General features: G+C 55.4%; 11 protein-coding genes. 9 read left to right on the top strand and 2 right to left on the bottom strand.

Annotated elements, in window-relative coordinates:
* Window positions 1–283: 283 nt before the first annotated feature.
* The 3 genes from ACMTNU_RS02665 (at window position 284) to ACMTNU_RS02655 (ending at window position 3,077) form a co-directional block, all read left to right on the top strand.
* On the top strand, window positions 284–1,171 hold the full coding sequence (locus tag ACMTNU_RS02665; protein ID WP_413933654.1) for a hypothetical protein: 888 nt from the start codon (window positions 284–286) through the stop codon (window positions 1,169–1,171).
* A gap of 67 nt (window positions 1,172–1,238) precedes the next feature.
* Window positions 1,239–2,114 carry a hypothetical protein gene (locus tag ACMTNU_RS02660; protein ID WP_413933653.1) on the top strand — a complete coding sequence of 292 codons (876 nt, stop codon included), beginning with the start codon at window positions 1,239–1,241 and terminating at the stop codon, window positions 2,112–2,114.
* A 96-nt stretch (window positions 2,115–2,210) separates the two neighbouring features.
* Window positions 2,211–3,077: a hypothetical protein gene (locus ACMTNU_RS02655; protein WP_413933652.1), complete on the top strand. Its 867-nt coding sequence runs from the start codon at window positions 2,211–2,213 to the stop codon at window positions 3,075–3,077.
* A gap of 183 nt (window positions 3,078–3,260) precedes the next feature.
* Here ACMTNU_RS02655 and ACMTNU_RS02650 read toward each other — a convergent pair whose 3' ends face one another.
* Together ACMTNU_RS02650 and ACMTNU_RS02645 are read right to left on the bottom strand one after the other, a co-directional pair.
* Entirely contained in the window at window positions 3,261–3,614 is a 354-nt protein-coding gene (locus ACMTNU_RS02650; RefSeq protein WP_413933651.1) for a PilZ domain-containing protein, read from the bottom strand.
* Window positions 3,615–3,782: 168 nt separating this feature from the next.
* Entirely contained in the window at window positions 3,783–5,369 is a 1,587-nt protein-coding gene (locus ACMTNU_RS02645; protein ID WP_413933650.1) for a secretin N-terminal domain-containing protein, read from the bottom strand.
* A gap of 577 nt (window positions 5,370–5,946) precedes the next feature.
* Here ACMTNU_RS02645 and ACMTNU_RS02640 point away from each other — a divergent pair.
* The 6 genes from ACMTNU_RS02640 (at window position 5,947) to ACMTNU_RS02615 (ending at window position 15,061) form a co-directional block, all read left to right on the top strand.
* The gene (locus tag ACMTNU_RS02640; protein WP_413933649.1) at window positions 5,947–10,038 is read left to right on the top strand and encodes a tetratricopeptide repeat protein; all 4,092 of its coding nucleotides are present in this window, start codon (window positions 5,947–5,949) and stop codon (window positions 10,036–10,038) included.
* Window positions 10,039–10,350: 312 nt separating this feature from the next.
* Entirely contained in the window at window positions 10,351–11,784 is a 1,434-nt protein-coding gene (locus ACMTNU_RS02635; RefSeq protein ID WP_413933648.1) for an amidohydrolase family protein, read from the top strand.
* Window positions 11,785–11,941: 157 nt separating this feature from the next.
* Window positions 11,942–12,625, top strand: coding sequence for a TIGR00266 family protein (locus ACMTNU_RS02630; protein ID WP_413933647.1), 684 nt, complete (start codon window positions 11,942–11,944; stop codon window positions 12,623–12,625).
* 94 nt (window positions 12,626–12,719) lie between these two features.
* Window positions 12,720–13,865, top strand: coding sequence for a M48 family metallopeptidase (locus ACMTNU_RS02625; RefSeq protein ID WP_413933646.1), 1,146 nt, complete (start codon window positions 12,720–12,722; stop codon window positions 13,863–13,865).
* Window positions 13,862–14,362 (top strand): metallophosphoesterase family protein, encoded by a 501-nt coding sequence (locus tag ACMTNU_RS02620; RefSeq protein WP_413933645.1) that lies wholly within the window; start codon window positions 13,862–13,864, stop codon window positions 14,360–14,362. Before ACMTNU_RS02625 ends, ACMTNU_RS02620 begins: the two co-directional genes overlap by 4 nt.
* A gap of 108 nt (window positions 14,363–14,470) precedes the next feature.
* Complete coding sequence (locus tag ACMTNU_RS02615) at window positions 14,471–15,061, top strand: DUF3332 family protein (RefSeq protein ID WP_413933644.1); 591 nt, start codon at window positions 14,471–14,473, stop codon at window positions 15,059–15,061.
* The last annotated feature ends 111 nt before the right edge of the window (window positions 15,062–15,172 follow it).

Genomic DNA, 15,172 nt, shown 5'->3' with positions numbered 1-15,172 from the left:
TCCAATCCGTTTTATCTATTTTCAAAAATGAAGGCGGGGTTGCTACTGTTGGCGCCGTTCGCCGAATGTATACGAAAGGAGTATCCCCTCCTGATCGCTCTGAGAGGCGGATGGGTGGACTCTTATGCCAAGAACCGTAACCGCCGAACCGGGGGTCGAGTCGATTCATGCACGGACGCACTCGTCTCACGACACAGACCAACGACGATCGACTGATCGATCTCAGAATGTGCAACCCCAATTAGTCTCAGACCATGGGTGCGTTACCGTAGGAGGACGATGAATGAAAGCGAGAATGTCGGCGATGATTTGTCTCCTCTGTGTCCTTGGCTCTGCGGATCTCACCCGGGCAGAAGATCCCTATACCCAACGGGTCGCCGATCCCTATGCCCTCTCGGATGGTCTCCCCAATATGTCCTCCGGGACACTTGAGCCCTATCTATCATTTTTTGCGGGAGTGGGCATTCCGTTCAGTCAGGACGCCACGTTTACGGACGGGACCTCACCGAGGGTGGTCCAGGATGTCGACTACGTCTCGAAATTCTCGCTCGGCGGCAACCTCGGGGTTTGGTTCCCTACCAGAAATAAGCTGTTTGGATTCGATCTTGGCCTGGAACTCACCGGCTTTCTCTGGTATCCGGACGTGCACTGCTGTCAGGACAATTATAATCGGGATCCCGCAACGGGGGCAGGCACTTCGACGGAGATCTCAGGTCTCTACATCGGTCCCAACTTTCTGATTCGCTACCCAATGGCCATTTCCGAGGCCTATCCCAACGGGCGGTGGTTTCCCTACGTGGGGATCGGCGTGGGCATGCATCAGATGGCGATGAGGCCTGGTGGAGCCCACGGGGTGACGACATATTTTGCCCTTGATAATACACGTACGAACCCCATCACCGAGCAACGGAATACATCGGTGGGGTTTCAGGGTGTGGGTGGCATCAAGGCGCATCTTTTCAAGTATGTGGCGGGATTTATCGAGGTGAAGTATGTCCGTGCCCATCACGATGGGCTGTTGACGGATCGGTTCGGGGCGTCTCCAGCCCAACAATTCCCCGGACCAACTGATCCAGCAGATGGATTTTTAATTGTGAATCCCTATTCGTCCACGATCGATACGATCTTTGTGCATGCGGGCCTGTCGATGCACTTTGACTGGAAGCCGTAGAAGAATCTCAGATGTGCAACCCCAATTAGTCTCAGACCATGGGTGCGTTACCGTAGGAGGACGATGAATGAAAGCGAGAATGTCGGCGATGATTTGTCTCCTCTGTGTCCTCGGCTCAGCGGATCTCACCCGGGCAGAAGATCCCTACAGCCAACGGGTCGCCGATCCCTATGCCCTCTCGGATGGTCTCCCCAATATGTCTTCCGGGACGTATGAGCTCTACTTTTCCGCCATGGCGGGCGTGGCGATTCCGTTCAGTCAGGACGCCACGTTTCAGGACGGGAGCCAGCCGACAGTGATCCATAATGTCGACTATCAAATGAAGCATTCATGGGGAGGCAACGCGGGGATCTGGTTTCCCACCAGAAGTAAGCTGGTGGGCTTGGACCTCGGCGTGGAACTCACTGGTTTTGTGTGGTATCCGGACGTCGCCTGCTGTACGGACTTTTTTAATAATGACCCCACGGGGAGTTTCCAAAGAGATGGAATTGCCAATCGAGGTACTACGACTGAAATATCAGCTGCCTATGTGGGCGCCAATTTCCTGCTGCGCTACCCGATGGCCATTTCCGAGGCCTATCCCAACGGCCGATGGTTTCCCTACGTCGGCATCGGGGTGGGCGCCCATCAGCTGGGGATGAAGCCGGGCGGAGCCAGAGGGCAACGGCTGTTAACTGCCATCACCACTCAACGGGATACGACCGTTGGGTTTCTGGGGATCGGTGGAATTAAGGCCCATCTCTTCAAGTATGTGTCGGCGTTTGTGGAAGCGAAGTATGTTCATGCCCAGCACAACGGGCTGTCGACGGATCGGTATGGAAATTCCCCCGCCGGCGATCTAGCCTTTACCGGTGAAGGTCCGTTTGTGAATCCCTATGAGTCGACGATTAATACGATCATGGTGCATGCGGGCTTATCAATGCACTTTGACTGGAAGCCGTAGGGTCGTGCCAGATCACGTGATCGGCTGTGGGAGCTCCGGATTGCACAATCTCAATTCGTCGAAGCACATGGTTGCGTTACCGTAGGAGGAGAATGAATGAAAGCAAGAATGTCGGCGCTGATGTGTCTCCTCTGTCTCCTCGGCTCTGCGGATCTCACTCGGGCGGACGATCCCTACAGCCAACGGGTCGCCGATCCCTATGCCCTCTCGGATGGTCTCCCGACGATGACTTCCGGGACGCTTGAGCCCTATCTGTCCGTGATGGCGGGTATCGCTCTGCCGTTCAGTCAGGACGCCACGTTTACGGGCGAGGGCCCTGGGTCTGGATTCCCGACGGTGGTCAAGGACATCGACTATCAGACGAAACATTCCTACGGGGGCAACGCGGGGATCTGGTTTCCCACTAGAAACAGGTTGCTGGGATTCGATCTCGGTGTGGAAATCAACGGGTTTATTTGGTATCCGGACGTGGCCTGCTGTATCGACAATTATAATCGTGATCCTTCAACAGGGTTGGGCACTACGACGGAGATCCAAGCCATCTACGTCGGCACCAATTTCATGGTCCGCTACCCCCTGGCGATTTCCGAATCCTATCCCAACGGGCGGTGGTTTCCGTATGTCGGGGTCGGTGTGGGTGCGCATCAGATGGCAACGCGGCCAGGTGGCATGGGGGGAACTGGGTTTTTCACCGCCATCACTGAACAACGGCATACGACCGTCGCGTTTCAAGGCGTGGGCGGAGTCAAGGCGCATCTCTTCAAGTATGTGGCGGCGTTTGTGGAGGCGAAGTATATCCATGCCGATCACAGTCGGCTGACGACGGATCGGACGGGGACAACCGAACCATTCCCTGGAAGCGATGGTGTCCAAGCGCTGGCTTTTCATAACCCCTATCAATCCACGATCAATACGATCCTCATCCATGTGGGCCTGTCGATGCACTTTGACTGGAAGCCGTAGGGCAGTTGACAATGTCAGCCACACACGCTGCCTCCAGAGGAAGGCAGCGTGTGTGGCTGAGTGTGACCCACCGACAGTTTCTTCCAACCGGTCTTTCCTTCCCCAATAGCTAGAGTGCGGGAGTGGCGGGTCTCAAGACCAACTCGTCCTAGTGGTTGAGCGGGGAGTGGGTCCCCAAGCAGCTTAGGCTGGTACTGACAGGAGGTTTGCCTCTAAGGCGAGATCTCGTGACACGACTCGGTCCAGTCGGTGGCGAGTGAGTGTCGGCACACGGATGAATTCCACACCGAATGTCTGATCCTTGACCCATCGAACCTTCCCGAGCTCAATAAATAACGACGATGTGGGGTCAGGTAAGAGGACGCTCAGCTTAATATAGCTACCCATTAAGACGATCCGGTCACAGTTCACTGAACAGCCGGTTCTGGAGATGTTTGAGATGGTTCCTTCTCCGACAAACGGGGCTCCTCCAAAGATGACGGGATAGGCGACGGAAAGTCGATGATGAATTCGCCAGTTTATGATCGTGTCAGCCATTGGTCTGTCCTCCTTGTCTACCACCTGTAGGGATGCAGCATAGCCAGGCGGAGCATAGGGCACCATTCCTCTGAGGAGGGGCCTCTGGGCCTTAATGGTAGTGGGATGGGGCAAACTTAGGACAAGCCATGGGCGTTGTGGCACCAGAAGGGCTTATAAACCAGAGGGTTAGGGTCTGATGAGCTTATCAGTCGGGGAGACTTGAGGCACGACCGAAGGGGGTTCGAGGCGCTCAAGTACATCCTGCTTGAGCCTGGTCGGTTCCTCAATTCGATTTTCACGCTGTAAAGTATTGACATCTCTTGCTTTTCTGGCATTCAGTTCGGCCATATCGGCCTCGTCGCGAACCAAATGCGGAGTCAGAAACACGAGGAGATTCAATTTCTCCATCTGACGATTCTGGGATTTGAACAGCCATCCTAGCCAGGGGATATCTCCCAAGAGCGGAATTTTTCTTTCACTGAGCGTGATATTGTCCCGGACTAATCCTCCCACCACGAGCGTCTGTTGGTCCTGAGCAATCGTCGTGGTTTCCATCGATCGTTTGGTGGTGGTGGGCCCGACAGGAATACTGGCTGAGCCTGATCCGATGGTCTGGGCCACGTTTTCCGCGATGGCGGTAATCTCTTGCTTGATTTCGAGCCGAATCAAATCATCTTCCAGTACTTGGGGTGTCAACTCTAATGTGACACCAACGTCCTTGCGCTCGATCGTCACCAACGTGCCTCCGGTGATACCTTGAGCCTGCCCGGTCGGAAACGGCCGATTTTCACCGACGACGATCTTGGCTTTTTGGTTATCGGCGGCCAGCACCTGAGGAGTGGAGAGGATGTTTGTATCGGTGAGGTTCATCAGGAGGTTCATAAATGCCCGAACATTCACGGTGTTCAACACGGTCACCGCACCCCCCGTCGCCCCACCTGCCGCCACACCGCTGATGGCTTGAGCGACGGAGGCAAGTTCTTCTGGCGCTCGGTTGAACCCCCCAATTCCCTGCAGAAATCCTGACTTACCCGCTCCCAAAACCTGAGTCGGGTCGGTCCCGATTTGCCGCAAGCGGTCAACTTGAACCTCCAAGATCACCGCTTCGACAAAGACCTGTTTACGCCGGATGTCTAAGTCCCGAATCACGGCATGGATGTGTGTCCATGCATTTTTGGTTGAGCTGACGATGATGGAGTTCGTGGCCTTGTCTGCGAACACCTGGACAGGAGCTTCAAATTCAGTCAGTGGCCTGATCGGGGGGCGGACTCCTGGTGTGATTTGAGCGACGGTTTGTGAGCGGGCCACCAGGTTGGTAAGCACCGCGGCAAGATCCGTGGCGTTCGCGTGTTTGAGCTTGTAGACAAACACCCCACGCTCAGGCGGGAGATCACCCATCGGCACAATTTGATAGAGATTTCCGTCCTTCTTCACGACTGCGATACGGGCCGCTTCGAGTGCCGCCACAAACATGCTGAACGCCTGGTCCGGTGACACTTTGGTGGGAGAAAACGCGGATATCTTCCCGCCTTGCTTCTTGATGGTTTCGTCCAGCACGAAGTTTTTGCCGGTGAGTTCCCCGATGAACCTGGCAAAGACCGGGATATCAATTTCGTTGAAATCGAGAGAGACCTTGGCCGGTTGCGAGGCGGTTCCTTGGGCAAACGTGTTGGACGGAACAAGTGCCAAGCAGCAGAGGAGTGACCCTACCAGATAGGTTCTCACTAGTCTGGCGGTAGGCGATACCAGTGTCAGGCTTGAATGAAATTGCACGATGGAGCTAGAAATTCCGTGGTTCTCATAAAACTTAGTAAGTGAGTTCGACCGTACCATAGGCGGATCGAAGGACACAACCAGGATTACATTTTGCGGCAACTCAATCCCAATGGCCTGGTATTGATCAGTTCTCCGAGAGATGCGCGGGACACATCCAGGCCTAATATGCTCCACTGAGACGGAGCGGGTGGGTCGCATCCTGCTTTTACTCCCTAAGCTAATGAATTCCATGAAAAAGCCGATAATCAATTGAAACGGATGGGTGCAGGAACTGGGTAAGGAGCGAGTCTTGTGAGCCGACTGACACAAGCAGAGCACGGATATCTATGGTTCGTACAGGAAACCAGTGTTGGACGCGTTGGTGTTAGAGCAGTCACACACTCAAGGCAAAAGCAAGAAAGCAGTCCAGATCATTTAATATCAAGAGGTTACAAGTCTGCCTGTTGAATGCCGACGGCTCCTGACCTCTGAGCATCATGGGTTCGGTCTTTTGTGCGAGGAGGAGACCAGGCTCAAGGCTTCAGAAGAGCCTCTGTTGGGCTCTTGGGTACCGAAGATCTGCTAAGGTTAATCCGTGCGCTGGAATAAGAAACCCTCAATAAAATCAGATAAGACAGAGACGATCCGTACGCCGAAGCGTGGGGTGGTCGGCTACAGCAGGAAGAGCGCGCTGCTGGAAGAGGCGATCACTCAAATGAATGCAGGCAAGTACGGCCGGTCATCTGCTGCGCTCAAGGAGCTCCTGGCTCTCGATCCGGTCAACATGGAGGCGCGACGGCTTTTCGCGACCCTCCATCTTCGACTGGGGAGCCTCATTCCGGCAAGAGAAGCCTTCGACGCCCTGCTTGCCGAAGCGTTTCAGCGCCAAGACTACTGGCTCGCTGAATCACTACTCCGTGAATACCTCGCCGCCGGTCCGCGCTGTGTGCCCTACCTTGAAAAGCTTGGGACAATCTATCAAGAAAAGGGAAATGTTCTTGAGGCAGTTGAAGAGTACGGAAAGGCCGTCGATATCTTAATCGAAGATCCGGATCCCGAGCGCCCGGATCATGCGGGGCAACTCTATTCAAGAATACGGGAACTGGCCCCGGCGAGCCCTGTTGCGTTCCGTTTGGCTTCCTATTTTGATGCGGAAACCGGCCAATTAGTACCACGTCAACCGAGTCCCGTCGGGACAGACACCGCACTCCATCAAGGCGTATTTGCCGAGGACTCACTGGAACAGACCGTTTCTTCTAGAACGGATGAAGCGATGCCATGGGAAGTCCAAGTTTCGCATGGCGTGCCGGAGTCATCGGGTGAGACAGCGCAATTATCTGACATTGCACCATCGGCGGCACAATCAGAGCACAGTGCTGATTCTCCGGAACAAATTCAGTCTTCTGAACACAGTCTCGTCCGCTCGGAAGAGCTTCCTGCTACCCAGGGAGAACCAGTCTGCAACGAAGCTCAAATTGATCGACCGGCAGAAGATTCTATCCAGGAGGTTGGAGAGGTTTCAGTCGCACAGGAGACCCATCAGTTCGCAGCGCAGGAGATGGCAGAGGAGTCACTTCCTGCTCCTGGGCCTCTAGATTCCAGGGCGGAGCTTCCTGCGGCGCCGTCGGAAGCTCATCGAGATGTGGTGGATGCCGGCTCTGCCTCGCTCCAAGTATCGGAGCCGGTCTCACCTGAAGCTGCGGAGGCACCAGCGGTAGCAGAGGGTCATCCCGCATCCGCAGCGATGAGAGTGGACTTGGAACAGACAGTCGAGCCGTCGGGCAGTTTCTCCCAGGATATCGAGGGGCCCAATCTGCCGCCTCAGTCTCAGGCCGACAAAGAGCCCATTCCATCTGTCAGGATAGAGCCATCCCTAGTAGAGTCAATACAGGTAGCAAACAAAGAGGAAGCTTCTCTTACGACCAAGGAAGTCGAGCGGCAGCAAGCAGAAGAGAGCGCTAGCCCTGCTGACTCGCCGGTCGCTCCGGCACCAGTCCCGACCGATGAGGCAGCTCAGCCATGGAAACAACCAGGGTTTTCATGGAAATCGGTCTTTGATACAGCCTGGAAGTTCGGAGAGCAATCCTCTGTAAAGGATGTGTCACAGTCCCCGGCGCCGACTCGCCTGGAAGGGACGCTTGCAAATACTTCTCCTGTCCCATCTCCTCAAAGCGAGCAGCTCGAGGCTTCCGCAGTAGAAGCTCCGAAACAGGAGAGCGAAAATCGGAAAGTAGATGAAGAAGCACCAAGATCGCCGGTGGCACCCATGCCATGGGATCAGGTGCAGGAGTCGGTGCTGTCGATCCCTCCCGTCGAGATGAATCCTCCGATTGCGGCGGAGCCTCTCGAACAACCCATGGATCAGCCGCAGGGTTCAGACAGTTCTTCACACATTCCTGAAAAGCAATTGCCGACCTCACCATCGCCCCATGAATCTGATTCAGAGCCGGCTGCATTTTCATTCGCACAGGATGTCGCAATAGCGCACCCGGAGGAGCGGCACGAGTCTGCAGTGGAGACCGGCGCGTCGTCCACGACGGACCAAGGCATGGAGCAGGTTGCGGAGTCAGCGCCGATCTTCTCCATCGTGCAATCATCGCGGGTCGACGAAGCGGTATCTTCTGCGTCACAGGAATCTGCGGCTCAAGTCTGTCCTCAGGATCCGAATCTAGGCCCGGTCGTGGGTCAGCACGATGATGGTGATAAGCCAACCGAGTTTGCCATCAAGCGAGAACAGCCCCATCCCGGTGCAGTTCCTGAAGAAGTCGAGCAAGGTCCCAAAGCGGAATTCCAGGCGCATGATTCGCAACCACTCAACAAGGTCTTCCACGAGAAAATCGAGCCCATTCGACCTGTCGAGCCTGCTCCCATCGAACCAAAGTCCATCGTAGACGATGGTGTGAGCCTGCCTGGGACTCAGGAAGCGTCATCGGCGGTCCTGTACGCTGATCAGCCATCAGAGGTCGTGGATGTTCAAGCAGGATCTCCGAGTCCTGAACCGATGCTTCCTCAACGAGAGCAGGTGGAGACGGAGGTCATGACGCGAGCGGATCGGGAGCCTGTTGTCACTCGCGTTACATCAGCGGAACCCGCGACTCTCGAGCGGCAGGAAGTCCGCCAGCCACAGCCGGCGGCTTATGCAAACGATGAGGCGTTCGTCGAGTCTTCAAGGATCAGGAGAGCTCCGGAGACAAGACCGCGTGTTGAGGAACCGGCAAAGAACCAAAAGTCTACCGCAATTCTGAGTGGAGCAGGGGCAGTGATCCTGGGATTCCTGCGCACCAGCTTCTCGACCACTCAGGCCATTGTGAGAACCGTCGTAGGGCTTACGGTGCTGATCGGGGTGTGTGTCGCACTTGGCCTTGGAGCGCTGGCGCTGACCTGGATGCTCATGGACGAACCGCCATCACCCACTTTTCAGAGTTTTACGACGACGCCACAACAGACCATCTTCGGGGCCCAAAAGAATGCGTACACACTGCTGCTCGGGATCGATGCACCAGTGGGGCAAGATCCTCTCCGCGCGGAGAGTGAGAGACAATCTGCCATCGGAGACAGCACCACCGCACTGGGTTGCTTTGGAACTCCCGGAACAGAAGGAAGTGACCGGTCGAGTGCGTCCGCCGGCACTATTCGTGGATGGGTCCGAGGATCGGATCCGATCGGTCAATTCAAATCGCATCAGGAGACCATCCAAGGATGGGGGAGCCGACATCAGGTGACGCTTGAACGATATCGTCAGTGGCAAAAGCTTCCGTTCGAGGATTGGGGCTACGGCCGGCCTGTCAGTCCACCCTGCGGGGCGATGGTGTTCGCCCACCAACTGCATGTTGCGGATGGATTCGCACAGGGGACGGAGGTTGCTGTCGATCGGCTTGAAACTGACATGGAAACATGGCGGGTCGTGTTGAGCCAGGCACGGACGCTTCCCGTCAAGATGTTGGCATTGCAAGCGATCAACGACGACATTGCTCTTGCATCGGGGCTGCTCGTCCGTTCGGATTTCGATACAAAACATCTAGGGCGCATCACCAAAGTTGTGCGACCGCTCGATCAAGCGGAGCTGTCGTTACGGTGGCCGATGCAAAGCGAACTGGTTTCGGCCGGGAAGACCTATGAGAGCCAGGTCAACGCAGCGCGAGCTGAAGGTCAGGCCATATCTGCGATGGTGGTGTCGGCATTGCCCTTACCGAAACAGCGTCGGCTCAACGATTATGCCAAGTACTACGAAGCGTCGTACCAAGCAACCGGAGAAAAGCATTATGATTCTCTTCCGAAGTGGAAAGACTACGTGCGTTTCCCTGCGACTAGTGTGATGGATTATCTCACCAACCCGATCGAGAATCTGGTCGGCGTTGCCCCGCTGCCCGCATGGGATGTGTATAACGGACTGACGGTGGATACAGACGCTCATCTGAGGCTTGCAAGTTTACAGGCGTGGTTGCGACGCGGATCTTCAGAGGGCGACCTTCTCAACAAGATCGCCAAAGCGGGACAGAATTTCTATGATCCCTATACGGGCCTCCCGATGTTGGTAAATCAGAAAAAAGGCTTGCTGTATAGCGTCGGTCACGACGGGAAAGATCAGGATGCCGATCCGCAAGTAGACGTGGTTGTAGAGATTCCTGCAACGTATACCTCCGCCAATCAGGGCAAATCCTCAGCCTCTTCATCAAAATCGAAATAAAGCTTGCCCCGGTGCATCACGCACCGTCTTCAGGAACGCTGCTCCTACCACCGCCGACATGTTGCCGCAACAATATCCGTCCCTCGTCGTTCGTGAAGCGTATCTCGTTTAAGAATTCGGACGCTTCACGTTCCACGTGCGACCCTTCACGGCCCTTGGGCGCTTCCCACTTTACGTAGGCCATGTGGCCTCGCCGCTGCTCGCTTGACAGCGCGTCGAGTATTTCACACAATCAGCACGCTGCGTATAGGAGAGGACGGCCATGAAGCATGTACCAACCTTAGTTGTGGTGGTCACGTCGTGAAGAGGGGCATGATCTGCCCGACTCGAATTCCGACGCAGATCGTCTCGAATGAAGAGTTCCTCCCCATTTCCCAGACGAGGCAGCAGAACTGCGTCGAGCGAGTGGCGGCAGACCTGATGGAACGAGCGGCGACTCGCAACGGAGTCACCAGGCGAGAGTTCTTGAATGGAACGGCCGGGGTGGCTGCAGCGCTGCTGGCCATGAACACTGTGTTCGGGAAATTTTTCAATATTGGAGACATCGAGCTCTTTGAGACTGCCGCATTTGCCGAGCAACGGGGTGCCCCGTATTTTATCTTTGACGTGCAAACCCACTATGTCGGATCCGGATATGACCCCACCGATTCCGAAGCTCATCGCAAAGGCGCGGTGTCCAAACAAGCGTTGCTGGCGTTGAGAAGGTCCATTCGTGAATCCGGGCTCAATCCACGATTGGCCGGTGATCGGGGTACCATTGATGATTTGTCCTGGAGGAATTTCGTCAAGGAAGTCTTCTTTGACAGTGAAACCGCGATCGGTTTGATCAGTACGCCGCCCGGTCCCTACCCACAAGAGGCCGTGGTCCCGCCGAAAGAGATGGCCCATATCCGAGATGAGCTCAATCGCTTAGCCGGCTCCCAGCGGATGTTGGCCCATGGTCTGGTGACGCCGCAGTTGGGCGCGGCGGATTTGGACTACATGGCCATGCAGGCTGAAACGCTCAAGGTCGATGCCTGGAAGTGTTATACCGGGTCTTGTCCGAAGGGATTTGATCGAGGCTGGCGGATGGATGATGAACGGATTGCGTATCCTATGTTGGAGCAGGCGAGAAAGCTGCAGGTCAAGCGAATCTGTGTTCACAAGGGACTCCCGTTGGGGCCTGTGCCCGATTATAACCACCCACGAGATTTGATTAAGGCAGCCAAAGACTTCCCGGATCTCGATTTTTTGGTGTATCACGCTGGGTTCCGAGGCGTCGCGTCGATCGAACAGGTTTTTGCGAAAACCGGAGAAATCCCGTGGACCACCGAATTCTGCCGGATGAAGGAAACTGAGCCAGGTCTCTCCAACATCTATATGGAACTGGGGTCGACGTTTGCCCAATTAGTGACCACCTATCCGTTGATCTGTGCGCATTTGCTGGGACGGATCATTCGTGCGTTCGGCGTTGATCATGTCTTGTGGGGCACGGATTCGATCTGGTATGGAACACCTCAATGGCAAATCGAGGCTTTTCAGCGATTCCAAATCCCAGAGGCCTTGATCCAGGAACGCCATTATCAACCGTTGACGAGGCAGGTCAAAGAACGAATTTTTGGTCTGAATGCGGCGGAGGTGTTTGGAATTAATGTGGAGGCAACCAGACAAGAGGTGCCACGTGACGCCCTTGGCCGGCTCCGCATGAGCTATCTTGAGGAGGGGCCTGAACCAAGCCGTCTGGTTTATGGGTGGATAGCGGGGTGAGGATGGGCCAAGCAGGTCGTGTCTTCTGCTTGCTCACCGCGCACGCCGGAGTGATTTGGATAGTTGAGCAGCGGGAAGTGCTCGGTGCATGCGCGCAATGAGACATCGACCTGCTCTGCCTAAAGATTAAAGGAAGAAGAAAGGGAGGAGAGACAGAATGAAAAGTGAAATTCTATATCCTGGTGCGTTTCCGATGGTGCGAATTGAATTATCCGAGGGGGAGCATCTGAAGGCGGAATCGGGTGCGATGGTCGCCTGCTCCCCGACCATCGACATTGAGAGCAAAATGGAGGGAGGATTCTTGGGTGCGCTATCGCGGAAGTTTCTGACGGGGGAGAAGTTCTTCTTTCAGACGCTGCGGGCCAGCCGAGGCCCAGGCGAGGCGTTGTTGGCTCCGACCGTCCCGGGGGAAATTGTCATCCTGGATCTCGATGGAGTGAATGAGTACATGGTGCAGAAAGACGGATTTCTGGCCGGTGCGGACAGTATCACGATCGACAGCCAAATGCAGAGTCTCAGTCGTGGTTTGCTCGGAGGAGAGGGGTTCTTCATCCTGAAGATCAGCGGGAGAGGGATGCTCGTCCTGAACAGCTTCGGGGCCATTCACAAGATCGAGTTGAGACCGGGGCAGGAATATATCGTGGACAACAGCCATCTGGTGGCCTGGTCGGCGACCACTTCCTACAACATTGAAAAGGCCACGTCTGGATGGGTCGCCAGCTTCACCTCCGGCGAAGGCTTTGTCTGTCGATTCCGCGGGCCAGGGGTCGTTTTTATTCAGAGTCGGAATCCCGGTGGATTCGGTGCGTGGGTCAGACAGTTCATTCCCGTATCGGAGTAATGACGAGTCAATGGTCATTTGCCATTGACCACCGGAAAGATTGAGAGACTCACACTCGAGGGCACAACCGCTTTTCACCAGTGACTATTGACCAATGACGATATCTCCCAACGCACTTTGCTTCGGCGACGAATTCCCCGCGACAGGTGCGCCCTGCCTTGTGCAGATTGAAGCCCACGGACTCACGGTCACGTATGCTCCGGATCAGGATGGAGCGGAAAGCCGTTCGGAATCTGTGTGCTTTTCGGAATTGTCCGTCTCTGCCGGCGGACTTAATCATGATCAGCTGGTGTTGCATTGGGCAGGATCAACGGGACAAAAGACGCTGTATCTGAAGAACCCTGACGTGATTCGGGCCTTCCGACAGATGGCCCCGGATCATATGAGTCGCCCGCTTGAACAAGCGGCAGAGCAAGTTCGTCAAGCCCGACAACGGCATCGAGTCGTATGGGGGCTTGTCAGCGGAACTGTCCTTGTGGTGGTACTGGGATTGTGGTTCGGGAGTGATGCATTGGTTGAACTCGCCGTCAATCGCATCCCGGTCGAGTGGGAGCAGAAGTTGGGAGAATCGGCTTACCGTGAGTTTCTTGCCGGACAGGATGTGACGAAAGATGGGCTCGCTGTGGCTGCGGTCAAGGAGATGACACAGCGCCTAGCCAGTCATGTGCCCAATAACCCCTACCGCTTTGAAGTTACCGTCGTGAAGAGCGATGTGGTGAATGCGTTTGCGCTACCTGGTGGGTATGTCGTCGTGTTCACGGGTTTGATGAAAAAGGCGGAAAGTCCGGAAGAGGTGGCGGGCGTGCTTGCTCACGAGCTGAACCATGTGCTCCAGCGGCATGGCCTTGAACGGATCATCAAGCAATTGGGTTTTGTCGCCGTCGTCTCGATCGTGCTGGGCAATCCACCGGGGTTGGGCGGGGTCATGAAACAGCTTGGGGTGGAATTGATGACCTTGAAGTTCGGCCGTGCGCAAGAGACTGAAGCGGATACCACCGGGCTTGACTTGCTGTATCGTGCCAAGATTAACCCGGAGGGCATGATTACATTCTTTCAGCGACTGGCCGAGAAGGATGAGGGGCGAGTCGAATGGTTGTCCACCCATCCAATGAGCAGTGCCAGAGCGGATCATCTCAAAGCGCGACTTGCGGAGATGCCGAAGCAGAAGGCTGAGCCGTTCTCGTTCGAGTGGCCCAAGGTCCGAGAGGTCTTGGGCGCGTCATCCGGCTCCGCTCCGTGAGCCGGCCACGGCCAATTTGCATCGGAGTCATCGCCGACACGCACGGCCTATTCGATCCGGCAATTCTTCGCCATTTCCAGCATGCCGATCATATCGTGCATGCCGGTGATATCGGCAAGCCTGTTGTCATCGATCAACTGAAGACCATCGCTCCTGTGACGGTGGTTTCCGGCAATGTTGATGGATACGAAGAGAGCGGTTTTCAGTCCGAGGCGATGATCGAGCTCGCAGGGCGTCGGATTGCCGTCCGGCACATTCTGTATGCGAGCGGCACACTTACAGCGGAAGGACGAGCGTTTCTCGATCGCATGCGACCGGACATCTGTATTTTTGGCCATACCCATCAACCGAAGAACGAGTGGCTTGGCGGTACATTGTTGTTCAATCCGGGATCGGCCGGGCCCAAGCGATTTGCGTTGCCCAGGATGCTGGGGATGATCACAATTGGTGCACGGCTGTCGGCGAGACACGTTCGTTTGAATGATCGGATGACATGATTTTCGATTTCTGATGAGGTGAGATTGTGTCGCAATCCTGGACTGTGTTAGTTGAAGGTTTGCACGACAGGCGAGGCAACCAGATTATCTTGGCGAAAGGAGGCGGTGATGAGCAGATTGGGTCAGCGAATTATTGCGGCGATGATATTGCTGAGCGTGATGACGATGAGTACGGCTTGCTATGGTCCGTTCAATCTCACGAAGAATGTCTATCGCTGGAACAGCAATGTCAAAGGCAACGGTCAAGTCAACGACAAATGGATGAAGGAACTCGTGTTCTTCGGCATGTTGATCGTCCCGGCCTATATGTTTTCAGCCATGTTGGATGCGTTCATCTTCAACTCGATGCATTTCTGGACCGGTGACAGCCCCATCAAGGAGTCCGGTCTGGATAGTGATGGCACCAAGGTCGCGACGTTGGGTGAGACCACCATTCGATGGATTCCGTCCACTGATGGTGCGACGGTAACCTACGAGCGCCACGGGATCGTCGAGCGCCGTGCCGCGATTGTCGCCAGCGAGACAGGCTATCGCCTGGTTGATGAACAGGGGGCTCTACTCTCGGAAGCGGAATATGCTGCCGATGGGACTGTTCGCCTGCTGAACGGTGAGTGCCAGGTCGTGAAGGAATTGAGCCAGGAGCAGCTGAGAACAATCGTTGGCGATCGTCTTGCAATGGTTGCTGAAGTCGGAAGGTAATGCTTCCTCGGAGTCAGCCTGATGCTGGTTTGGACCGGCATCAGGCAATTCAGAAGAACTAACAAGCTGCGGGAGAACTCGATTGATGCCCAGAATATGGCTGGAATTGTC

The sequence above is a fragment of the Nitrospira sp. BLG_1 genome (assembly GCF_047338595.1).
Classification (GTDB): Bacteria; Nitrospirota; Nitrospiria; order Nitrospirales; family Nitrospiraceae; genus Nitrospira_D.
This window is presented reverse-complemented; position numbering and strand designations above follow the sequence as displayed.

Bases quoted from the DNA above. Each gene is read 5' to 3' on its own strand.
- ACMTNU_RS02665 (WP_413933654.1), top strand. From the start codon at position 284: ATGAAAGCGAGAATGTCGGCGATGATTTGTCTCCTCTGTGTCCTTGGC.
- ACMTNU_RS02660 (WP_413933653.1), top strand. From the start codon at position 1,239: ATGAAAGCGAGAATGTCGGCGATGATTTGTCTCCTCTGTGTCCTCGGC.
- ACMTNU_RS02655 (WP_413933652.1), top strand. From the start codon at position 2,211: ATGAAAGCAAGAATGTCGGCGCTGATGTGTCTCCTCTGTCTCCTCGGC.
- ACMTNU_RS02650 (WP_413933651.1), bottom strand. From the start codon at position 3,614: ATGGCTGACACGATCATAAACTGGCGAATTCATCATCGACTTTCCGTC.
- ACMTNU_RS02635 (WP_413933648.1), top strand. From the start codon at position 10,351: ATGATCTGCCCGACTCGAATTCCGACGCAGATCGTCTCGAATGAAGAG.
- ACMTNU_RS02630 (WP_413933647.1), top strand. From the start codon at position 11,942: ATGAAAAGTGAAATTCTATATCCTGGTGCGTTTCCGATGGTGCGAATT.
- ACMTNU_RS02625 (WP_413933646.1), top strand. From the start codon at position 12,720: ATGACGATATCTCCCAACGCACTTTGCTTCGGCGACGAATTCCCCGCG.
- ACMTNU_RS02615 (WP_413933644.1), top strand. From the start codon at position 14,471: ATGAGCAGATTGGGTCAGCGAATTATTGCGGCGATGATATTGCTGAGC.